Consider the following 22,236-nt stretch of genomic DNA (forward strand, 5'->3'; position numbering starts at 1 on the left):
GCAAATTATAACATTTATGAAGAGATGGGATTTAACAGGGAATAGGTACGAGGGGTGATGGAAAATGAATAGCAAGATGGAAGATAGAACCTGTAAGACCTGCAGGCACAATGACGATCTTCTATGTGACAAGAAAGGAATCTGGATCAGAGATGACCATAGTTGCAATAAATGGGAAGCGCAACCGTGGAAGCAGTGGGAAAAAAGCATAATGTCCAAATTCCTTAAAACGAGGTGAGAAAATGACAAGAGCAGAAACAACCAAATTCCTTGGACAACTACTTGTATCTACTCGTATTGGTGGAGCTGGTTCGCACTGGGCCAGCGAGGTTAGCATTGATCCATGGACATCAAAGGCAAAACGAGTGGATTATATGGAGTTTTGCCCGGCAAATCAATACTCTGTATCCGGAATAGAAAAAGGCATATTCACTTGCTATGAGATCAAAAGTTGTAAGGAAGATGTTTATAGCGGTAATGGTTTGAATTTCTTTGGAGAAAAGAACTATATAGTAACTACGATGGAGTGTTACAAAGAAATTCAGCCAGATTTTAGAAGTGGTAAATTTGCTAATTACATGCGCGAAAAACACCCAGATTCATCAATTTATTACGGAGTTATGGTTCCTATTCCGTTCTGGGGAGAAGCAGCGGAAGAATTTAAAGATCCCACACCATTAAGCGAGGACAGAAACTGGAAGCTGGAAATCGTATTGCCATGCAGGCAGGGTATAAGAATAAAATCCATGACAGAGTTGCTGTTTTGTATGCTGCGGAGCGGACATTGAGGAGGAAATCAAAAATGGTTGATTTATTAATAGCATTTGGCATTGGAACTGTGCTTGGAGCATTTGGTGTATTACTATGGGCGTCATGTGCGATAAAAAAACAGAAAAAGCAGAGGAATGATGATATATGAGTAGGGGAAAGAAAATAGCGAAGGAAAATATTAATACAGAGCAGGCAGCAGTCACAAATCAAGAGCTGCTGTGTGCAATAAAGACAGTAAGCAGGTACTGTGCGGAACACCCACATTGTGTACGCTGCGCCATGATTAGCCATTGCGGATCCACACTACCGCGTGAATGGGATTTTTCAGAACTGGAGGAATTGCGGAATGGATAAGGACACATTACAAAAGGCAAAAGAGTTGGAGCGGGATGTTAAAAGTATTACGCGGATTCTGGAAGAACATGATAAACATCATTGGGTACAAGTTGTTTCTCCAAAAACTGATGATGGACAGTCAAAGCGATTCCAGAATGATCTTGCAGAATGGTTAAGGCAGCAAAAAGAAATATATGAAAAGGAACTGGCAGACTTGTAGGAGGTGAAAGCTTGTAATGAACCATGAAAAATATAAAGACCCAACAGCTGAGTGGGCGATAGCTGAAGCAGAGAAATGGGAGCGACAGCAGAGAAGACTGGAAGAGAAACATGGAATCAAAAGAGGGGATATTATTCAGATCATACAAACCAGTTATGCTTCTGGTGACGGGAAGATCATCACCCAAAAGGTGAAAGCCAGGATAAAAGCATTATATCCCCATGTAGTGCAATTACAATTACCAAATGGCATAACCAGATCACCTACATACTGGGAACTGGAACGGCTGAAAACAGGAGGTGATACCGATGGACAGGAGATTGCAGGAAGAAAATGAAAAGAAAAAGGAATATTTAAAATCATATCAGAGAGCAGTCAAAAGAGAGCGGGACATCCTGGAAGAAATCAAAAGATTAAGAGCTGATAAGATGTTCCCTTCTGTAGTAAATGATGGTATGCCAAAGGGCAGCAGTCAATCTGATTTGTCTGATTATATTGCAATACTGGATGAGCAGATTGAACTGTTAAAGAAAGAACGGTTAAAAAAAGTTCAACAATATCGGAAGATTGAAAATCAGATCCGCAAAATGCATTCAGAAGATGAACGGAAAGTTCTGCGCTTACGCTATATAAAGGGCTTAAAATGGGATGATGTAGCAACAGAGATGGGCTATGGATGGACACAGGTACATAGGCTGCATTCATCAGCATTGAAGAATTTTAAGATGGTATAGAATGGTATACTTGATTCGTGTTATAACTATAATAGATTCAGATGGATGAATCAAATATCAATCGGTTGCACCCTTACTTGTCAGGCACTATGGCTTGGCAGGTATATCGGAACATAGCTCAGTGGTAGAGCAGCTGGCTTATATCCAGCGTGTCGGTGGTTCGGTTCCATCTGTTCCGACTCGGTTAGTACCGCCGATATAATGGTACAATACTGACTCATACATACTTCCACAAACGTCTGGCAGGCACGGCCGGGCGTTTTTTATTGGAGAAAAAGATGATATATAAGAGATGTGGCAGGTGCGGAAAAAGAATTCCGTCCGGCAGCAGGTGTCCCTGCATGAAACAAAGAGATAAAGAACGCTATCGGATATATGATCAGAATGCCAGAAATCAGAAAAGCAAAACATTTTATGATTCAAGGGAATGGCAGCTGACAAGATCTGATATTCTCAGTGCTTGCGGGATTGATGTGTATGTCTACATGACGGAAGGAGTAATTCTGGCAGCAGATACAGTGCATCATATTATTCCGTTAAAAGAAGCATGGGATAAACGATGCGATAAGCAGAATCTGATGCCATTACATCACGATACACATTCAAAAATTGAGCAGATGTATAAAAAAGAGAGACCAGTGATGGAAAAAAAGCTTGCAAAAATGCTTGTGGATTTTTATACACAGACGGGAGGGGCGGTCTGAAAAGTTTTCAGGAAATGCCGTCGTCCCCGCCTGCCCTATAGCTTGCGCAAAATTCTAAATACTCATAAAAAGTTGGCAAAGGAAGGAGGGAGGATGAATGGGAAGACCGAGGAAGCCGCTGACAGAGCAGCGGGGAAATCTTACTGTGATCACAATGCAGACCAGGGAAGCAGAAGAAGACAGTGTGACTACGGACAAAAATCAATTAAAACGTCCTCCTACCTGGCTAATTGATAATGTGGCAAAAAAAGAGTGGCGCAGGATTGTCAAGGAACTGGAAAAGATCAATCTGATCGGGAACCTGGATCGTAACAATCTGGGCGGTTACTGTAATGCTTTTGCTAACTATGTTAAGGCTACAGAGATATTGAAAGATCAGACTTATTACATTGATCGAGAGACCAGGAATGGCGTTATTGTGGTGAAAAATCCAATGGTTGATATTCAGCGCACATACGCAGAGGAAATGAGAAAATTTGCTTCCCTGTGTGGACTCACTATTGACGCCAGACTAAAAGCTGCAGCAGTGAAGTCTGATAAGACAAGGGAAGCTATCACAAATAAATTTGGCAATATATGACCATCAAAGAAGAACTGATAGATTACGCCAACCGTTGTCTGGCCGGGGAAGAAATATCAGGGAAAAAACATAAATGGGCTTGTATGCGCTTCCTTAGGGATTGCAAGAAAGAGGATGCAAAGAATGTACAGGCTAATGTATGGCCTTATCATTGGGATGAAGAGGAAGCATCAAAAATTGTAGACTGGTTTTCTATGCTACGGCATTCTAAAGGTGACCTTGCAGGACAGCCGATCAGCTTGACGATATGGCAGAAATTTAATCTGTGCCAACTTTACGGATGGCGCGAAGATATTACCGGTTATAAAAGGTTCAAACAGTCTTTTATTGAGGTTGGAAGGAAAAATGCCAAGTCTCAGATGGAGGCTGGTGTAGCCTTATATGAAATATCAGTTATGGCTACGAGAAATGAAGAAAATTACGAATATTATACTGCTGGAACCAAGAGGGATCAGTCGAAGATTATTTTGAATGAAGCTAAGCTCATGCTGAATAAATCTCCACTGAAACCTCTTTTTAAAATCACCAGGGATGCTGTAATACACAGAAAAACTGGAAGCTTCATAAAGGCATTGTCGAAAGAGGATGGCCAGAATGGAGATGGAACCAATCCGGCCGGACTGATTTTGGATGAATACCATCAGCATAAGACTACTGAGTTTTATGATCTTGGTCTTGGAGCAAACACCAAAGAGCCATTGCTGATGATTATTACAACTGCAGGGATGGATCTTACTTATCCATGTTATGTGCAGGAGTATCAATACTGCTCTAAGATACTGGATCCGGATGTGGATGTGGAGAATGAAGAGTATCTGGTGGATATCTGCGAAGTGGATCCGGAGGATTATAAGGATGATATCCGTAACCTGGAAGATGAAAACATCTGGAAAAAAGCGAATCCGATTAGGATGAGCTATAAAAATGGCGCGGATAAGATCCGTACAGCCTGGCGGGTAGCCAAAGAAATACCGGAAAAGATGACGGCATTTCTCACAAAAATGTTGAATATCTGGGTTCAGGCAAAAGAAAACGGATATATGGACATGGCAAAGTGGAAAGCCTGCCAGGTTGATAAAATCCCTATTGATACTCATGGAATGAGTGTTTATGTGGGGTTCGATATGTCAGCCAAAATAGACCTTACATCTGTTACATTCGTAATTCCCTTTCTATCAGGCGAATTTGACAAGACTGGAAAAGAAATTGTGAAATACATACTGTATTCCCACTCTTTCATTCCGAATCGGGAGAAGTTGGCTGAAAGAAAGGCAAAAGATAAAGTGGATTATGATGCCTGGGAAAGAATGGGATTTATTACAGTGACAGATACTCCGATTGTAGACCAGAATGCAGTAATGCAATATGTATTGGATACATGTGCAGAGAATGACTGGAACATAGAATGTCTGTGCTTTGACCCTGCCAATGCAAGTAAGCTGATGATGGATCTATCAAACGAAGGTTATACAGTGGAGGAAGTTTTCCAGAGCCATAAACACTTGAATGAAGCTACTCAGGGATTCCGTGAGCAGGTATATTGCGGAAATGTCCTGTACGAATACAATCCTGTATTGAATTTTGCAATGAGCAATGCAGTGATCAGAACCAACCAGGGACTGATTAAGATAGATAAAGATGCTACAACAAAAAGAATTGACCCTGTGGATTCTACCTTGTGTGGATTTAAGCTGGCAATGTATCATGAATTCGGATCCAGCTACCAGGAGGGAATAGATCAATTTTTGGAAAGTGACTGGTAACATGAACATATTAGACAGATTAAAAAATGCATGGAATGCAATGACGCGACCAACGGTAGACATGGATGACGATGATCTGAAAGAATGGCTGGGAATAACTGGTACTAATCCAGATGTTGAGAAAGAGGTGACATATTACACCTGCTTAAAAATGCTCAGCGAAACCATGGGAAAAGTGCCGTTAAAGTACTACCAGGAAACGCCTAAAGGTCGGATCAGGGCAGAGCCGAGCAAGATTACCAGGCTTCTGACTGTGAGACCGAACACGATAATGACACCCACAACTTTGTGGACTACTACAGAGATGAACTGTCAGCATTATGGAAATGGCTATATCTGGATGCGTGGTACCTTTGAAAGAGAAAAATATGGAGGACATTACAAAGTCCTGGATCTTTGGCCAATGCAGGCGGATTGTGTGACTGTATATATGGATGATGTTGGTGTGTTTGGAGGAAAAGGGAAACTGTATTATCAGTACAATGATCCCAAGACCGGTGAACAGTATTTGTTCAGATCCAGTGAGGTTATGCACTTTAAAACCTGGTATTCCTTAAATGGAATTATGGGAAAATCTGTGCGGGAAATTCTGCAAGATACCGTGGGTGGAGCATTGGAAAGTCAGAATTTTATGAATAACCTTTATCGTCAGGGACTAAGTGCAAGCATGGCATTACAGTACGTGGGTGATTTGGAAGAGAGCAAGATAAAAGCACTGCAGAAAAAATTTGCAGATAAACTGTCAGGCCCGAAAAATGCAGGAAGGGTAATACCTGTCCCAATCGGACTACAGCTTACTCCACTGAAAATGAATCTGACTGACGCACAGTTTTTCGAATTAAAAAAGTATTCCGCACTTCAGATTGCCGGAGCATTCGGTATTAAGCCGAATCAGATCAATAATTATGAAAAATCCAGTTATTCAAACAGTGAAACCCAGCAGTTGGCTTTTTTAGTTGATACCGCTTTGTACAGACTAAAGATGTATGAAGAAGAGATTAATGCGAAAGTTCTGAGCTTGAAAGAGGAAGAAAATGGATTTTTTTATAAGTTTAATGAGAAGGCAATTTTGAGGACTGATACAAAGACACAGATGGAAATGCTAAAAGATGCTGTAAACAATGGAATATACAAGCCAAATGAAGCGAGGAGATATCTGGATATGCCGGATGATCCGGATGGCGATAAGCTCATTGTGAATGGAAATTATATTCCGCTTGAAAAAGTTGGAACACAGTACACCAAAGGAGGTGAGTAGAATGCCAGTATTACTGCTGAAAAACCAGAAAAAGAATGTAGGAAAATTGGAAATCTGCAATCAGACAGAAATCTCAGCAGATCTGAATATTTTTGGGGATATCGTATCTGATGACTGGGGAAAATGGTGTGATGATGATACCTGTCCTTCTGATATTTCAGATTTCCTGAAAAATCTGGAAGACATACAGGAGATTAACCTTCACATAAACAGTGGAGGCGGATCTGTATTTGCCGGAATTACCATTTATAACATGTTGAAACGCAATAATGCCAGGATTACCACCTATATTGATGGTATTGCGGCCAGTATTGCTTCTGTGATTGCATGTGCCGGTGATCGGATTGTGATTCCGGCAAATGGAACCTTTATGATTCATAAGCCTACAAATGGTTACTTTTTTACCAGTATGAACGCAGATCAGCTGAGAAAAGATGCAGATACTCTGGATATTTGCCAGAAAGCAATCCTGCAGACATACATGTCGAAGACAAAAGAAGGGGTTACAGAAGAGGAAATCAATAATCTGATCAACGCAGAGACCTGGATGGTCGGAAGTGATACTACTGATTATTTTGATTTTGAAGTGGAGGACAGTGTACAGGCAGCAGCTTGTACAAGTAATTACTTTGATGAGTATTCAAAGACCCCAAAAGCATTAAAGCAGCATGAAGAACCGGAAAATAAAACTCTGGATATTGACGCTATTGCAGATGCAGTTATGGAAAAAATCAAAGCAAAAGAGGCTAATCAGAGAAACCTGGAAAATGAAAAGATAAAGGCTGAATTATTGGGAGATCTTGACCGGTATGGTGTTTGATCTCTCTTTTTGAAAGGAGAAAAAGACGTGAACAAAGAATTATTAGACCTTCTGGAGAAGATTAACGCGAAAAAAGATGAAGTTAAGAACCTTGCCAATGAAGGAAAACTGGAAGAAGCAAAAAAAGCTAAAGATGAACTGAAAGAGCTTCAGGATAAATTTGATATTCTGAAAGACTTGGACGATGGAGCAGCCGTGCCGGAGAGTAAGGTTCCTGCAGGAACACCAAAAGATTCTACAGCAGAGTTTGCACAGGCTGCAAGAAATGGATTCCGTGTGAAGAATTCCATGAATGAAGGAACTGAAGCTGATGGTGGATATACTGTTCCGAATGATATCCAGACACGAATTAATAAATATAAAGAGGCAAAATTCTCTTTAGGACAGCTGGTACGAAAGGAAAGTGTTAAAACCGTAAAAGGATCCAGAACCTTTAAGAAGCGTTCACAGCAGACTGGATTCACCAAAGTTGGTGAAGGTGGTAAGATCGGTGCAAAAAATACTCCACAGTTTGAGCGTATTGATTATGAAATCAGTAAATATGCAGGATATTTTCCAGTGACCAATGAGCTCCTGGCTGACAGTGATGCAAATATCGCTTCTACACTTATTGAGTGGATTGGAGATGAAGCAAGAGTAACTGAGAATAATCTAATCATGGGTCAGATTAAGACCAAAAAAGAAGTAGAATTAAACGGATTGGATGATATTAAAAAAGTTCTCAATGTTACCCTCGGATCCGCATTTAAGCAGTCTTCCAGAATCATTACCAATGATGATGGATTACAGTATTTAGATACATTAAAAGATTCTACTGGAAGATACCTTCTTGCACCGGATCCAAAAGATACCATGCAGTTGCGACTTGCGGTCGGTGGTACATTCGTACCGGTCGAGGCAATCCCAAAAGGGGATTTACCAAGCACAGTGACATATGAGCAAACGAAAGATATTGATGTAAATGCCAAAAAAACTTATTACACAAAAGTGGAAGAGGTATATACAGCAGTTGATGAGCCGAAAAAACAGGACATTGCAAATTATTATGAGGCCAGTGCGACAAAGATTCCGGTTATAATCGGAGATCTGAAAGAAGGTATCTGGTACTTTGACCGTGCAAAGACTACAATCATGACTTCCAATATTGCTTCAATCGGTGACCTTAATGCATTCGCGGAAGATCTGACTATTTATCGTGCTATCGAACGAGAAGACGTTAAGATAAGGGATAAAGAGGCGTTTGTAAATGCTTATCTTCTGCAGAAATGATGGTGAATAAATGCTGGAAAAAATAAAAAAAAGATGTGGAATTGCAGAAGGCGTTAAAGTGTATAACGAGGATATCAGCGTTTACATTGAAGATGCACTGGAGGACATGAAGACCTCCGGTGTGCCTCCTGATATTCTCAAGAAGGATACGGATGATCCGAGAGTCCTTACAGCTGTGACTTTATATGTAAAGGCATATCTTGGAAATGACCGCTCAGATACTCGAATGTATCTGGATCTGTACCGAAAAAAAGTTTTTCGCATGACACTGGAAGGAAGTGACCTGGATGTGGAATAAAAGTATTTCGCTGCCGGTAAAGAAAAATGATCCAACGATAAATGATAATGGAATCATGATGGAGGAAACATATGAATTTATCGGTGGTATTCCGGCAGACTTCCGCGACAGTACCAGGGATGATGAGGTTCTTGCGAAACAGAATGGTTATACAGCAGACCAGGTTGTTGAGATCATGGCGTGTAATTATTCTGGAGAATCATTCCTGGTGGATGAGTCTACAGGTGAAATTTATGATATAAAGCGCAGATATCAGAAAAATAAATCCATGAAGGTGCAGCTGACTTGTCAGATGCGTGAACGTGGGAAAGCACAGGTAGGACAATGGCAAGGATGACGATAACAGGTTTTGAAGATGTTGAAGAGATGTTGAATAAGCTGGCAAATCCTTGTGAAATGGCTGAAAAAGCAGTGAATAAGGCCGCCCCAATTGTCGAAAAAAACCTGAAAACACAGATCAGATCCGCAGCTAACAGAAGGGATAAATACGGAAAACCGTATTCAACAGGCGAACTGGAAGCTTCCATAGCTGCTACAAACGCAAGAGACAATAGTCTCGGAGTGTTTGCTGTGGTAAAACCCAATGGAACTGATAAAAATGGTTTTAGAAATGCTGAAAAAATGGGTTATCTGGAATATGGTGTAAGGTCACACGGCCAGGAGCCAAGACCTGTACGCGCGGCAGCAGTAGCACAAAGCAAAAATGCAGTAATGCAGGTTATGGAAGAGGTAATTGGCGCGGAGGTGGACAAGCTGTGACAATAAATCAAAAGATAATAAATGCGTTGAAGCCTCTTGGCATTCCGGTGACATCAGATTTCTTTGGCGGTGGAAATAGTGAATATATTACCTTTAATTATGTGAAGGATGGTGCAGAACTGTTTGCGGACAATCAGCCTGTAGAGGATATATCCTTAATGCAGATTCATTATTTCCTGCCATCAACCAAGGATTACCTGGAAGCAAAAAGAAAAATTCGTAGAGTGATCCTGGAAGAAGGTGGAACGTATCCTGATGTAACCGTATTGATGGAACCAGATAATAAAACAAGACACATTGTATTCGAATGTGAATTTGAAAATGATTATGATATGGAGGAATAGCACATGGCACATATTGGTATGAAAAATCCTGTAGCAGCAAAGTGGGCAGAAGGAAACAAGTACACAGAAGGTTTCGTTGTTGCGAAAGCAATCAACTTTACTGGAACACCGAATAAAAACGAAGTTGAGCTTTTTGCAGATGATGGAGTAGCTGAGACTGATAAAAGCATAAGAGACATGGGGACTTCTCTTGGCATTGACGATCTGTCTCTGGAGAAACAGGCGAAACTGCTTGGTCATACATATGTAAAAGAGGCAGCAGGAGATTCAGGTCAGGAAGGAACTCCTGAGAGCATTGAAATCGGATCAGAAGACGAAGCTCCATACTTTGGAGTTGGTTTCTATAAGCGCAGAAAGAAAAATGGTGTGGTTAGTTTCACTGTTATCTGGCTGTACAAAGTCCAGCATAGTGAGCCTACAGAAAATGCAGAGACAAAAGGTGACACTACAAACTTCCAGACTGCCACCATTGAAGGTAAAGCATACCCAGTGGAAGTTGATGGCAAGATGTCAATCGGTAAAAAACTCGTATTTGACAGCGAAGCTAAAGCGAAAGCATGGCTAAAAAAACAGGCAGCAATTACTGAGTAAACATTGAGGGAGATCATATGAGCGACTTAAGACCAATAGGAGCTCCGGTCGTTATCGGTGGACAGGAATATAATATCCTGTTCACCATTGGAGCAATTGAAGCAATCCAGGAAACTTGTAATAAAGCATTAGTGGAAACTATGCCGGCAATTGCGAGGGTGGCAGATTTCAAAACTGATTCAGAAGACGTAAAAACATTTTATAATGTTATTGCTGCGTTTCTTACCGTAGATACAGGCAAGGAAGTAAAAGCAGAAGATATTGACGGGATTATAAAACCAGCTGAAATGAAAAAGATAGCAATTACTCTGCTGGAGGCATATGGATTTTCCATGCCGGATCCTGACAGTGACGGTGAAGATACTGAAGACGAAGAGGAAGAAAACCCAAACCAGGAGACCGGGCTATAAACGTAGCCCGGTTACTGTATGTGGGATGTAAGGTACTAAATTATAGTGAAAAAGAGGTGCTTGAGATGACACTTCGGAAATTTTATCTGATCTATAATGAGTATCTGGATTATAACGGATTAAGAAAAAAGGACGAAGAGTTAAATTTGGACACCATTTTCTGATTTTCTTCCGCAGCTCTGTTAAATGATATTGAAATTTACAGAGCTGCGGATTATAATTAAGAAAAACAGAAAGGTGGGTGGCATATGTTATTGGTAATATTGTTTGTATTGTTATTATTAGCAATACTGATAGGGACTCTGATAAAGAAATTTATCAAATGGGTTACATCACCGGTGGTGTATAAAACCCACATTGATGAAGTCCCAATATCAAAGAAATAAATATAAATAAAAATCCATGTAAAAAGAGCATCTCAGTTTGAGGTGCTCTTTTTATGTGGATTTTTTGTTGGGAGGACTAACTATGGCAGGAAAGAAAATTGGAATTGTACTTGCACTGGACGGAGAAAGACAATTTTCACAGGGCGTATCAAATGCGAAAAAAGAAAGTGCAATGCTTAACTCTGAACTGAAAAAACTCAGCACAGAATATAAGGGAAATGCCAATTCTCTTGAATTTCTGACTAAAAAGCAGGAAAACCTGTCAAAGCAGACTGAGAGTTATCAGAAAAGGGCGGAGTCTGCGAAAAAAGGACTGGAAAATGCACAGAAGGTATCGCAGAAAGCGGCGCAGAGATATGAAGAACTTTCCAAGGCATTGAAAGATGCTGAAAAAGCCCAGGGAAACATGCAGAAATCTGGAAAGGATGGTACAAAAGAGTATCAGCTGCAGTCAAAGGAAGTGGAAAGCCTTCAGAAGGCTGTTGAAAAACAGGGATTGGAGTGCCAGAAGTGCGAAGGAAAAGTATCGGACTGGTCTAAAAAAGTTAGTGACGCCGAGAATGATATAGAAAAAAATAACCAGGCTTTAAAACAGAATGAGAAGTATCTGCAGGAAGCACAAAATGCTACGGATAAATGCGCAAAGAGCATAAACGAATATGGAAAAGAAACAACGACGGTTATCACTACTACGAAAGAGTTCGGAGAGAGCTTGAAGGAAGGTTTTGGAGAAGCTTTAGCAGCAAAGGGCCTGGAACTTGCAGGAGAAGCTATTTCGGCAATTGGTGATAAGGCAAAGGAAGCAGCAGAGTATGTGGTGGAAGTCGGAAGTTCCTTTGAAGCTGGAATGAGTGAAGTGGAGGCTATCTCTGGAGCAACCGGATCAGAGCTGGAAGCACTGGAAAATAAGGCAAAGAGCCTTGGAAGTAGTACGAAATTCTCTGCAACGGAAGCAGCCAACGCGATGACAAATATGTCCCTGGCCGGATGGTCTGTAAACCAGACTCTTTCTGGTATTGATGGCGTTCTACAGTTGGCAGCCGCTTCCAATATGGATCTGGCAGATGCATCCCAGATTGTTACAGACAATATCAGTACTTTTAATCTGGAAGCTTCACAGTCAACTCATTTAGCAGATATGATGGCATATGCACAAGCAAACAGTTCTACTACAGCAGCAGAGCTGGGCGAGGCATATAAGAACTGTGGTGCCAATATGAATGCCGCCGGTCAGGACATTGAGACCACTACCTCTTTCCTGGAAGCATTGGCAAACAACGGACTCCGGAGCAGTGAAGCTGGTACCTCCCTTGCTGCCATAATGAGAGATCTGACCAGTAAGATGAAGGACGGAAAGATTGCCATTGGTGATACTTCTGTAGAAGTCATGGATTCCAACGGAAACTTCCGCGACATGACGGACGTCCTAAAAGATGTAGAAAATGCTACAGATGGAATGGGAGATGCACAGAAACAGGCGGCTCTCATGTCAACCTTTACGTCTGACTCCATTAAGGGCTTGAACATGCTTCTTAATACCGGCGCTGATCAGGTGGCTGGCTATGAGGAGAGTCTGAGAAATTGTTCTGGTGCTGCTTCTGATATGGCAGATACCATGCAGGATAATCTGCAGGGAAAATTGACAGAGCTTAGTTCTGCTACTGAGGGACTGGGAATTGCGGCGTATGATTACATTTCAGGTCCTTTGCAGGATGGTGTGGAACTGCTTACTGATATTGTATCTGGCTTAACAGACGTGATTACACCTCAAAAAGATGCAATGGAAGAAATGTACGATGAAGTTGTACAATCCTCCCAGAAAGTTGCAGATAATGTACAGGCGATTGACGATCAGTTTACCGGAACCCTGAATTCAGTGGAAAATGTAGGCGCTCTGGCTGACAGACTGGAAGAGTTAAATAATGTTGAAGATAGAACAGCTGTCCAGAAACAGGAAATGGCATCCATCGTGGACAAATTGTCACAGTCCATTCCAGAACTGGCTGGTGCTTATGATGATGAAAATGATAAACTGAGTGTAACTAATGATGAGCTGGAAAAACTGGTAGAAAACTATCAGCAAACAGCAATCCAACAGGCGGTAATTGCAGCCACACAGGATTTAATCAATGAGTCTTTAGCGGCACAGGTCCAGCTGGATAAAGCACAGGAACAGAAAAAAAACACTGAAGATAGAATGGAACTCTTGGAAAAAGAGAGAGAATTAATTGTAAAGCTCCAAGAGGAAAGACAGAAAGCCAGCGTAGATCCAAGTTATCAAGTTGATATTGATTTTCCAACAGAGAAAACAAAACTTTATACAGAGGCATTAAAAAAAGGTGCAATAACACAGGATGAATTTAATTATGCTATGGAACATCTAAGCGATAGTAGCAGCGAATTGGATTCACGTTTGGATGTTATTGATGGAAGAACAGTAGCATATGGTGATGCAACTGGAATAGCAGCTACGAGCATAGCTGATTGTGCAGAGAAAACGGAAGGATATTCTCAAGCAATTGAGGAAAATCAAAAAACAATTGATAAATGCTCGGAAGAACAGGAAAGATATGCCAAAAGTGCAGAAAACATTACAAAAGCAAAAAAGGATAATACTGAATCAACAGAAGACAATACAAAGGCGCAAGAAGATAATGCTGATGCAATCCAAGCAACCGGATTGGCGGCAGCGGGAGCTGGTACAGCCCTGGAAGGGTTCAACAAAACCATGGAACGCTCCCAGGAAGCCGCGGACGCTGCTAAGACTGCCATGCGTCAGATCCTGGATGAATACAATTCCACCATGGATTCTATCAAGGCTGATTTGCAGGATAAAATCAGTTTTGCAGATAAATTCGATGGTGGGGATGATATCACCACAGAGCAGATGAACGAAAACCTGCAGTCCTGGGTGGATGGAATCCAGAACTATCAGCAGAATCTCCAGCGCCTAAAAGAAGCCACAGATGAGAGCGGGCAAGCGATCTTTTCCGCAGAGTTTATCCAGGCAATCCAGGAGCAAGGAACTGATGCGGCTAATATGCTCCAGCACATGGTATGGACTCTGGATAACCAGGGAGAATACGGTGTTGAACAGCTGAAAGGTATCTCCAAGAAGTGGACTGATGCAATGGACATTTCTGAGGATACAGCAACGGTGATGGCGGCAAACAAGACCGCTTATGAGTTGGCAGTGGGAGAGCTTGGATCCACAGATTATGATTTTTCTGATCTGCGCGAGTCCATTGACAATGCCGTTGCTTCGGCTGTAGAAGGCTGGGCTGAGCTTCCGGCAGCCACACAGGAATCTCTCATGCAGACTGTCCAGATGGCGCAGGAATGCGGTGTACAGATCCCAGAGGGACTTGCAGATGGAATTGCAAGCGGTGAGATAACCCCTCAACAGGCAATAGATCAGCTGAACGGAACTATTGAAGGAACAATCCAGGGCGTGGCAGAAATCGCCAATAAAGCGGGTATCCAGATCCCGGAAGAAATCCAGGCAGGAATTAATGCCGGTGGTACGCAGGCGGTATCAGCTATGCAGGAACTTCTGGCACTGATCCAGCAGCAGGCAGCAGATGCACAGTCTGCAGGTGAAGATGTGGGTACTGCTGTAGGAGAAGGAACCCAGAATTCAATTAAAGATCAGCAGTCTGGCGTTGAACAGGCTGGTGGCGAGATGGCGTCCGCCGGAGCGAAGGCAGCCGAAGAGAAAAAAGGCGAATACGAGAAAGCCGGAACGGTAGCCGCTCAGCTGTATCAGACTGGTATAAATTCCGGAAAAAGTGGCGCAATCAGCGCTTCCGGAACCATGGCAAGCCAGGCAGTGGCCGCGGTTCGGACCTATCAGAATAGCTTTTACACTGCGGGATACAACGCGGCTGCTGGTGTAGCACAAGGTATATCAGCAGGCCAGTCCCAGGTCATCAGCGCTTCAATAAGAATGATCAATGCAGGTATTGCCGCAGCCAAGGCAGCAGCAGAGATCCATTCTCCATCAAAGAAATTTGAGAAAGAAGTCGGCTATCAGTTACCTGCAGGTACTGCGTCTGGTATAACTAAAAACACAAAGGTAGCAACTGCAGCCGCTGGAAAAATGTCCCAGTCTGTGTTGAAAAACGCCACCAGCTGGCTTAAGCAATACAATAAGAGCCATGAAGCTTCCCTGGACAATGAAAAATGGTACTGGCAGCAGATACGTGATACAGCTGTGAAAGGATCCACGGCCTATAAACAGGCAACCGCTCAGCTCAATAAGCTTAACAGCAGTTCCACGATCAGCAAGGCACTGAGCAGCAGTATAAAGAACAATTTTGGTGTATCCAAAGAAAAAGTTACCGGATCCGGAGATAATCAAAAGAAAACTACTAAGGATGCAGAAACTTATAATTCTGAGGTTCTCAGTGCTGCTGAAAAACGGCTGGAAAAGTACAAGACATTACATGCTACCTCTTTAGCCCAGGAGAAAAATTACTGGACCACCGTTCGAAAGAATTTAAAGAGCGGAACTGATGCCTGGTATGAAGCAACACAAAAGATCCAGGAACTGGACACGCAGATCTACGAGGAAAAGCAGGAGAAGCAGGAAGAGGCAGCCAAAGCCAGAGAGGAAGCTGCAAAGACCCAGGCTTCAGTACAGAAATCCCTTATGGAGACCTACCAGACCTATTATTCCATGTCCGCCAGGGCAGAGATGGAATATTGGGATATTGCCAGAAAACAGTTCACAGCCGGCGCGGATGAGCGCATAGAAGCAGATAAAAAGTACCTGGAAGCCAAAGAAGATTACGAAAAAGAACAGCTGCAGCTTGATGAAGATTACAATGATAAGCGGGAAAAGCTTGAAAAAGAACTAAATGAGACCATACAGGATCTAGAAGAAAAAAGGAACAGTGCCATAGCTGATCGGAAGAAAGACATCCTTTCATCCATGAATAACTATGATGCCTGGGATGCTTCCGGATATACTGCAGATCGTCTGATTTACAATATGAATACCCAGGTTGAGGGACTGAAACTGTGGGAAAACCAGTTACAGGAACTGAGCGGAAAGGGACTTTCAGAGGGGCTGCTGCAGGAATTGAAAGATGCAGGACCAGAAGCAGCCGCCAATATTTACAGCCTGAATCAGATGACTGCAGAGCAACTGGATGAATTTAACAAGCTTTGGGAAGAAAAGCAGGAGATAGCAGACCGGCAGGCAAAAAAAGATACACAGGCTACGCGGGATGCTATTGACCAGCAGATAAGTGACACCAGGAAAGATTATAAGAAACAGCTGGATGATCTGGCGGCTGAAAATGCTTCCGCGGTTGCAAAGCTGAATGAGGGCTTATCTACCGGCCTGAAGTCTCTGGTGGAACAGGCTGGCCAGATTGGTGAGGACATTGTAGGGAGTCTGATCGCCGGAATTCAGAAAGCAGGAACCGGCGAGACATTGCTTGATGTAAATGTATCGCCGGCTGGAAAAAATGTGTCAGCTTCTTTCGAAACCAGTGGAGCAACTGCTTCCAGTTCAGCTTCTTCCGGATCCGGCACTTCTGGAAATATATCCAAGACAGAAATTGCGCCGGCGCAAAAGAAAGAACTGGATAAAGTGACTGTGGGCGTAGCTGAGGAACCGGCAGAGATTGCAGAAGTACAGAAGCTGATAAATGCAAGCAAGGCGCATAAGAAATCCGTGTCGGATGCAGAGAAAAAGAAACATTCAGATTTGTGGCAGTATATTGTAAAAAAATACGGCAGGAGTGTGAATGATTCCACTGTAAAGAAGATAGCAGATGCCCTTAGCGTGGAAGCGGATGCAAAGCCGTCATCTAAGCAGAAGAAAGCTATACTGGCGGCAATGAAAAAGCGGGGACTTCGAACCGGAGCAGAGAATATCCTGGAAGATCAGCTGGCATGGCTCTTTGAAAATAACGCACAGGAGTATGTCCTTCGTAAATCGGATGGAGCGATCATGCAGAATATGCTTACCGGTGATAAAGTGATCAATCCACAGGGGGCAGAAAACCTTTATAATTTTGCTACAAACCCGGACCGGTTCCTGGCAGACAGATCTCTGGATGTAGGGGCTGCCGGAATTGAAAAGCTTAACAGGCTGATCCGGCAGCAGTCTGAACGGCAGACGAAGCTGGCTGGAAGCTCACAGGCAGATAATGCCGATATTTTGAGCAAAATGGATTCAATGATGAGAACCATGGAAGCCATGACGGAGAGCATGATAAGCACCATGAAGAACTTAAAGGTATTCATGGATAAAGACAAATTGGTCGGAGAAATCCGGGAAGACATAAATATCAAGAATGAAATGGCAGCTACAAGGCATACAAGGGGGCGGCTGAGATGAAAATAAATGGCTGGGATATATCCGGGGCACAGGCCAGGCAGTGGAATGTGACTCCGGATTTTTCAAGTATCGAAAATGAAAGCGAATGGCAGAGGGGCAGCCCACTGCCATTTTTCGTCAACGGTTCCATCGGGTTCAAAACAATACAGATCACTTTCCTGGTATATGGCGCGGATCGGAATGAAATCCTGCAGAACTGCAGCACCTTGCTTTCCAAGATGATGTCCGAGTCGGTCATCCTGGAACTGGATAAGTTCGACCATAAATTTTGCGGATATATGGTAAAACATGATTTTGCTGAAAACCCACTTGGAAAACTGCGGGTAACATCCAATAGACTGAGCAGGATTACGGTTGATTTTTCATGCTATGAATACGCTGAAAAACCGGATGGTTCTCCATATTCACAGTCTGCATCCGGAATGTTGGAAATAGCAATAACAAACCCTGGAAATATCTGGACGCCCTGCATAGTGGAAATTACTCCGCGTGCTGCAGGTGCGTCAGCATTCACGGTTAAGGGAATTAATCGTAATCCGGATACAGGGGAGAGCCTGCCGGTTACAATCAGGAATACAACAAAGGATAAAACCGTTATCCTGGATGGTGAAACCGGAAAAATCACAGAGGCAGGAGTAAATAAATCCGCTGATGTAGACATCTGGAGCCTGCCGGTACTTATGCCGGGAACGAACAGAATCACATTGGATAATACCTGGATGGATATCACGGTTAAATACCGTCCAAGATTTATGTAATTGCGGAAAAATCGCCAGGAATGTTGAAAAAACAGAAATTTTTCAAAGAAATATGTGTGTTAAGGAGGATTTTTGAAAGTGACAAATCAGGAAATGATATTAGCATACAATGGGATTATGCAGTTCCAGAATATGGAACAAAAGAAATTTGAAGAATCAGGGAAGAAAATTCTTTCCGGAAAAATTCAGCTTGCTTTTTCAATTAATAAAAATAAAGCAGCAATTGTTCAGGCATTGCAGCCATATGAGGAAACGAAGAAATCAATCATTGAAGAGTACAGAGACACAGCCGCAGAACGGAAGGCCTGGGAGGAAGAGCAAAAAGCTGCAGAGGCAGAAAAACGACCTGTGCAGGATATAAGCATAAGTCTCCGTCCAGGTAAAAGTATGGAGGAGTATCAAAGAAAACTTAATGAGCTGGCAATCCAGGAAACCGATTTTGAGCCTAAAAAAGTGCCATTATCATTATTTGAAGGGCTGGATCTGACCAGCGCAGAGCTGGAACCGTTTATTTTTATGATTTCTGAAGATTAAAAGAAGGAGGCCCTATGCTTAAGATCTACGATACAAACCACAATGCCATAGGGCATATTGTTAAATACAAGGACTTAAAGATTGAGGGCGACGTTACTACAGGTGACCGGACGCTCTCTTTTACATACATGGCCCGTCATCATGAAATCTGTGAGGAATTCTATATTGAGACTCAGGATGATGAATATGTAGTAAAAGAAAAAGGTGTGAGTACAGATGGATTTCTTTCTTTTGTAGCAGTGCTGAACCTGGAAGAACTGGAAGCTAAACCATGGAGCTCTTTCAGCATTGCAGATTCCACAATTTCAGATGCGGCCAAGCTTGCCCTGGCTGGATCCGGCTGGACAGTGGGTGAATGCACGGTGACAAAGAAAAGAAATGCAGGTATCCTGCAAACGAACACGCTTGGAGTAATCCAGAAGCTGTGCACCGCATTCATGTGTGAAGTTGTTTATGACACCAAGAAAAAGACGGTATCATTTTATGAGCAGGTTGGACAGGATAAGGGAACCTTTTTCCTTACCGGGCTCAATCTTAAAAGACTGCAGAGAAAAGGCAGTTCCTACGATTATTACACAAGAATTATTCCAATTGGACAGGACGGACTTACTGTTGAATCGGTAAATGATGGAAAGAACTATCTGGAAAATTATCAGTACACGAAAAAAGTTAAGACATACATCTGGAAGGATGAATCCTATACGGATGCTGCAGCATTGAAGGAAGATGCAGAAGCGAAACTGAAGGATCTGTCTAAGCCGGAAGTATCTTACAGCGCTGATATTATCAATCTGGCGAAACAGAAAGCTGGATACAGTGGATTCTCTTTTTCTCTGGGAGATACAATCACATTGATTGATGCCGCTACCGGGATACGTGAAAAACAGCGGATTATCAAGCTTACACAGTATCCGCAGAATCATACGAAAGATGAGTGCGAACTGGCGAATAAGCTTCCGTCTTTCGAAGAAGCCAGGGAAAAGCTCCAGGCGGCACAGGAGATTATCAATACTGTAATCAGTGATGATGGACGGTACACAGGAACGATCAATGTATCGGATATTTTGCATTTTGAAGAGGGGGTATCCGGAAGTGGTGCGGTTGGAAATCTTCAGGGACTATATAATGCTCTGAATGGAGATCTGTCTGAGTTAAAAGTATCTGTTGGACAAATTGAAACCAACTACATTAAAGCGGAAGACGCTGATTTAAAATATGCAACAATAAAAAAGCTGGAAGTGGAACAGGAAAAAGTAAAAAATCTGGATGTATTATACGGAAACATCAAGAATCTTCTTTCCGGAGCTGCCGGTATCGGAGAACTACAGAATATTCACCTCACATCACAGAATGCAGTATTGGAAGAAGCTTTAATTAAAAATGCAGTAATTCAATATGTTTCTGTGGGAGATTTACAGGCTGGAACAATCCTTACAAGCAAATTCACCATAATGGATCCAGATGGAGGACTTCTGATCAAAGGTCCCACAGCGCAGTGGAGTGACAAAAACGGAAATGTTCGTATTCAGATTGGTCAGGATGTCAGGAAGAATTTTACATTTTCTTTATTTGATGAGACTGGTACTGGTGTACTTATTGATTCAACCGGAATCAAGGAAAAAGCCATTGCTGACGGTTTGATCGTAAATAAGATGGTATCCGATGATGCAGCCATTGCCGGCACAAAGCTTGATATTCCGTCTGTGGTATCGGCAATTAATGGAAGTGATTCAACTATTAAGAGCAGCCGGATCTGGATGGATGAATCCGGACAATCTTTGAACCAGATGTATACCCGGCTGGATCAGAATATTACAGTTATTGATCAGAGCGCTTCAGAAGCCAAAAAGACAGCAGCGGCTGCAAACAGTACTGCATCTGCAGCAGCGGATACCGCACAGCAGGCGCTTTCAGTATTATCAGGTATCTCTACTCTGGATGCTCTTGGAGCTTCCCTGGATAATGATTCCCATGTGGTTCATACCAACACGGATGGATCCGGGGGAGATTACAGCGATTGCTATACAAGGATGACGGTGTATTTAGGAGATACGGATGTATCATATGATGCGGTTTTTGAAGTGGCGGTATCAGAAGGAGTTTCCGGTAACTGGAATGCGAAGCTTAGAACATATTATGTAAAATCAATGTCCACGGATGATGGATATGTTGATATAGAAGCAGTGTATGGCTCCGGTGAAAGATATTTAACTACCCGGTCAGGTTTGCGACTGACTACCCGATCCGGTGCTTACCTTACTGCAATATGCGGTGGCTCACGCATCAAAAAGAGATTTTCCATCAGCAAAGCGAAAGACGGAAAGATTGGTATTAACTACAATCTGCGGGCGTCTGTTCTTGCTATCCGTAAGCAAAAAGATGGAAAAACATTGATTCCGGCAAGTGTGACTTTTTCCGCGCTGGAGTTGGATAATGGTACAGTACACAGCTATACAGGGCGGTACAAAGTGGAAGAGTCCACAGATGGCATAAATTATACCGTAAAATATCAGCCGACTGCTGATGAATTGCAGAAGGTTTATACACCTTCAAGTTCTGACATTAAAGCAATTCGCGCTACATTATACGCCGCAGGCAGCAGTACACAGGAGCTGGACAGCCAGACAGTTATTGTTCTGGCAGATGCAGAAGGCCTGAGTAGTGATATAGCCGCTGCTCAGAAGACTGCAGACCAGGCTAAGGAAGCCATTGCAACAACTCAGCAGAATGTAACGAAGATAGAATCAAGTGTAAAAGGCTTTGAGGCATCTTTGAAGGAAACAAATTCGGAACTTCAAGGTGTAACAGATGGAACGCTTCTGTATAACATTCGGTACTTGGACAACGGAAATGACACAACGACATTGTACGCGACAGTCTACCAAAAGGGAAAGGATGTAACAAAGAACTATCCGGACAAATGGTTTACCTGGAGGCGAAAGACTGAATCAGGAGAATACTATCTGGGATATGGCTATCAAATTACAGTTCAGAACAAAGATTACGAATTCGGCGGCGCCTGCGCCGGCAGATTCACAACCTACGACACATATAACCTTACAACCAAATCCGGAAAATATCTTACCACAAGATCCGGAAAACCAATAACAATATGGAGGGAAAACTAATATGGCAGATCAAGCAATAAATGCACTTTCAACCAAAACAGCCCCAGAAACCTCAGATCAGCTGCTCCTTGTTGGCGCAGGAGAACCACAGCTGATTGACTACGATAAATTGGCAGATGCGATTCTGAATAAAATTACATCAAAAAATTATGATTTGGATGCCGGACAGATGACACTTCTAGCGGCACTCAACAAATTAAATAGTGAGAGCTTCAATAATG

General features: G+C 42.5%; 21 protein-coding genes and 1 tRNA gene. All 22 read left to right on the forward strand.

Annotation, left to right across the window (positions count from 1 at the left end):
- The first annotated feature begins 242 nt into the window (after positions 1–242).
- Positions 243–788 (forward strand): hypothetical protein, encoded by a 546-nt coding sequence (locus PGQ38_RS17305; protein ID WP_118581748.1) that lies wholly within the window; start codon positions 243–245, stop codon positions 786–788.
- Between the two features lie 329 nt (positions 789–1,117).
- On the forward strand, positions 1,118–1,327 hold the full coding sequence (locus PGQ38_RS17310) for a hypothetical protein (RefSeq protein WP_118581644.1): 210 nt from the start codon (positions 1,118–1,120) through the stop codon (positions 1,325–1,327).
- Positions 1,328–1,343: 16 nt separating this feature from the next.
- Complete coding sequence (locus PGQ38_RS17315) at positions 1,344–1,664, forward strand: hypothetical protein (protein ID WP_270432841.1); 321 nt, start codon at positions 1,344–1,346, stop codon at positions 1,662–1,664.
- Positions 1,636–2,061 (forward strand): DUF1492 domain-containing protein, encoded by a 426-nt coding sequence (locus PGQ38_RS17320; protein WP_270432842.1) that lies wholly within the window; start codon positions 1,636–1,638, stop codon positions 2,059–2,061. Before PGQ38_RS17315 ends, PGQ38_RS17320 begins: the two co-directional genes overlap by 29 nt.
- Positions 2,062–2,168: 107 nt before the next feature.
- Positions 2,169–2,240 (forward strand) — tRNA-Ile (locus PGQ38_RS17325).
- A 162-nt stretch (positions 2,241–2,402) separates the two neighbouring features.
- Positions 2,403–2,765, forward strand: a complete 363-nt coding sequence (locus PGQ38_RS17330) for an HNH endonuclease (protein WP_233456074.1) — start codon at positions 2,403–2,405, stop codon at positions 2,763–2,765.
- Between the two features lie 97 nt (positions 2,766–2,862).
- Entirely contained in the window at positions 2,863–3,345 is a 483-nt protein-coding gene (locus PGQ38_RS17335) for a phage terminase small subunit P27 family (protein WP_173718553.1), read from the forward strand.
- Positions 3,342–5,108 (forward strand): terminase large subunit, encoded by a 1,767-nt coding sequence (locus PGQ38_RS17340; RefSeq protein WP_195379780.1) that lies wholly within the window; start codon positions 3,342–3,344, stop codon positions 5,106–5,108. The genes PGQ38_RS17335 and PGQ38_RS17340 overlap by 4 nt, the downstream gene beginning before the upstream one ends.
- Position 5,109: 1 nt before the next feature.
- Positions 5,110–6,366: a phage portal protein gene (locus tag PGQ38_RS17345; RefSeq protein WP_227199001.1), complete on the forward strand. Its 1,257-nt coding sequence runs from the start codon at positions 5,110–5,112 to the stop codon at positions 6,364–6,366.
- A 1-nt stretch (position 6,367) separates the two neighbouring features.
- Positions 6,368–7,186, forward strand: coding sequence for a head maturation protease, ClpP-related (locus PGQ38_RS17350; protein ID WP_227199000.1), 819 nt, complete (start codon positions 6,368–6,370; stop codon positions 7,184–7,186).
- Between the two features lie 27 nt (positions 7,187–7,213).
- Entirely contained in the window at positions 7,214–8,455 is a 1,242-nt protein-coding gene (locus tag PGQ38_RS17355) for a phage major capsid protein (RefSeq protein ID WP_270432845.1), read from the forward strand.
- Positions 8,456–8,465: 10 nt separating this feature from the next.
- Complete coding sequence (locus tag PGQ38_RS17360) at positions 8,466–8,753, forward strand: phage head-tail connector protein (RefSeq protein ID WP_227198998.1); 288 nt, start codon at positions 8,466–8,468, stop codon at positions 8,751–8,753.
- On the forward strand, positions 8,743–9,090 hold the full coding sequence (locus PGQ38_RS17365; protein ID WP_173719572.1) for a hypothetical protein: 348 nt from the start codon (positions 8,743–8,745) through the stop codon (positions 9,088–9,090). The genes PGQ38_RS17360 and PGQ38_RS17365 overlap by 11 nt, the downstream gene beginning before the upstream one ends.
- Entirely contained in the window at positions 9,087–9,512 is a 426-nt protein-coding gene (locus PGQ38_RS17370; RefSeq protein ID WP_227198997.1) for an HK97-gp10 family putative phage morphogenesis protein, read from the forward strand. The genes PGQ38_RS17365 and PGQ38_RS17370 overlap by 4 nt, the downstream gene beginning before the upstream one ends.
- Positions 9,509–9,856: a phage tail protein gene (locus PGQ38_RS17375; RefSeq protein ID WP_227198996.1), complete on the forward strand. Its 348-nt coding sequence runs from the start codon at positions 9,509–9,511 to the stop codon at positions 9,854–9,856. The genes PGQ38_RS17370 and PGQ38_RS17375 overlap by 4 nt, the downstream gene beginning before the upstream one ends.
- A gap of 3 nt (positions 9,857–9,859) precedes the next feature.
- Positions 9,860–10,447 carry a major tail protein gene (locus PGQ38_RS17380; protein WP_227198995.1) on the forward strand — a complete coding sequence of 196 codons (588 nt, stop codon included), beginning with the start codon at positions 9,860–9,862 and terminating at the stop codon, positions 10,445–10,447.
- Positions 10,448–10,464: 17 nt separating this feature from the next.
- Positions 10,465–10,857: a hypothetical protein gene (locus PGQ38_RS17385; protein ID WP_227198994.1), complete on the forward strand. Its 393-nt coding sequence runs from the start codon at positions 10,465–10,467 to the stop codon at positions 10,855–10,857.
- 468 nt (positions 10,858–11,325) lie between these two features.
- Complete coding sequence (locus PGQ38_RS17390; protein ID WP_270432851.1) at positions 11,326–17,595, forward strand: phage tail tape measure protein; 6,270 nt, start codon at positions 11,326–11,328, stop codon at positions 17,593–17,595.
- Positions 17,592–18,353, forward strand: coding sequence for a phage distal tail protein (locus PGQ38_RS17395; protein WP_270432853.1), 762 nt, complete (start codon positions 17,592–17,594; stop codon positions 18,351–18,353). Before PGQ38_RS17390 ends, PGQ38_RS17395 begins: the two co-directional genes overlap by 4 nt.
- A gap of 72 nt (positions 18,354–18,425) precedes the next feature.
- Positions 18,426–18,887 carry a hypothetical protein gene (locus PGQ38_RS17400; RefSeq protein ID WP_187565533.1) on the forward strand — a complete coding sequence of 154 codons (462 nt, stop codon included), beginning with the start codon at positions 18,426–18,428 and terminating at the stop codon, positions 18,885–18,887.
- A 14-nt stretch (positions 18,888–18,901) separates the two neighbouring features.
- Positions 18,902–22,015 carry a phage tail protein gene (locus PGQ38_RS17405; RefSeq protein WP_270432856.1) on the forward strand — a complete coding sequence of 1,038 codons (3,114 nt, stop codon included), beginning with the start codon at positions 18,902–18,904 and terminating at the stop codon, positions 22,013–22,015.
- A 1-nt stretch (position 22,016) separates the two neighbouring features.
- The coding region (locus PGQ38_RS17410; RefSeq protein ID WP_270432859.1) for a hypothetical protein at positions 22,017–22,236 on the forward strand (220 nt) is incomplete at its 3' end.

This window comes from Blautia faecis (genome assembly GCF_027662325.1).
Taxonomy (GTDB): domain Bacteria; phylum Bacillota; class Clostridia; order Lachnospirales; family Lachnospiraceae; genus Blautia_A; species Blautia_A faecis.

Coding starts and splice junctions, on each gene's coding strand:
- PGQ38_RS17305 (WP_118581748.1), top strand. CDS start 243: ATGACAAGAGCAGAAACAACCAAATTCCTTGGACAACTACTTGTATCT.
- PGQ38_RS17310 (WP_118581644.1), top strand. CDS start 1,118: ATGGATAAGGACACATTACAAAAGGCAAAAGAGTTGGAGCGGGATGTT.
- PGQ38_RS17315 (WP_270432841.1), top strand. CDS start 1,344: ATGAACCATGAAAAATATAAAGACCCAACAGCTGAGTGGGCGATAGCT.
- PGQ38_RS17320 (WP_270432842.1), top strand. CDS start 1,636: ATGGACAGGAGATTGCAGGAAGAAAATGAAAAGAAAAAGGAATATTTA.
- PGQ38_RS17330 (WP_233456074.1), top strand. CDS start 2,403: ATGAAACAAAGAGATAAAGAACGCTATCGGATATATGATCAGAATGCC.
- PGQ38_RS17335 (WP_173718553.1), top strand. CDS start 2,863: ATGGGAAGACCGAGGAAGCCGCTGACAGAGCAGCGGGGAAATCTTACT.
- PGQ38_RS17340 (WP_195379780.1), top strand. CDS start 3,342: ATGACCATCAAAGAAGAACTGATAGATTACGCCAACCGTTGTCTGGCC.
- PGQ38_RS17345 (WP_227199001.1), top strand. CDS start 5,110: ATGAACATATTAGACAGATTAAAAAATGCATGGAATGCAATGACGCGA.
- PGQ38_RS17350 (WP_227199000.1), top strand. CDS start 6,368: ATGCCAGTATTACTGCTGAAAAACCAGAAAAAGAATGTAGGAAAATTG.
- PGQ38_RS17360 (WP_227198998.1), top strand. CDS start 8,466: ATGCTGGAAAAAATAAAAAAAAGATGTGGAATTGCAGAAGGCGTTAAA.
- PGQ38_RS17365 (WP_173719572.1), top strand. CDS start 8,743: ATGTGGAATAAAAGTATTTCGCTGCCGGTAAAGAAAAATGATCCAACG.
- PGQ38_RS17370 (WP_227198997.1), top strand. CDS start 9,087: ATGACGATAACAGGTTTTGAAGATGTTGAAGAGATGTTGAATAAGCTG.
- PGQ38_RS17380 (WP_227198995.1), top strand. CDS start 9,860: ATGGCACATATTGGTATGAAAAATCCTGTAGCAGCAAAGTGGGCAGAA.
- PGQ38_RS17385 (WP_227198994.1), top strand. CDS start 10,465: ATGAGCGACTTAAGACCAATAGGAGCTCCGGTCGTTATCGGTGGACAG.
- PGQ38_RS17390 (WP_270432851.1), top strand. CDS start 11,326: ATGGCAGGAAAGAAAATTGGAATTGTACTTGCACTGGACGGAGAAAGA.
- PGQ38_RS17395 (WP_270432853.1), top strand. CDS start 17,592: ATGAAAATAAATGGCTGGGATATATCCGGGGCACAGGCCAGGCAGTGG.
- PGQ38_RS17405 (WP_270432856.1), top strand. CDS start 18,902: ATGCTTAAGATCTACGATACAAACCACAATGCCATAGGGCATATTGTT.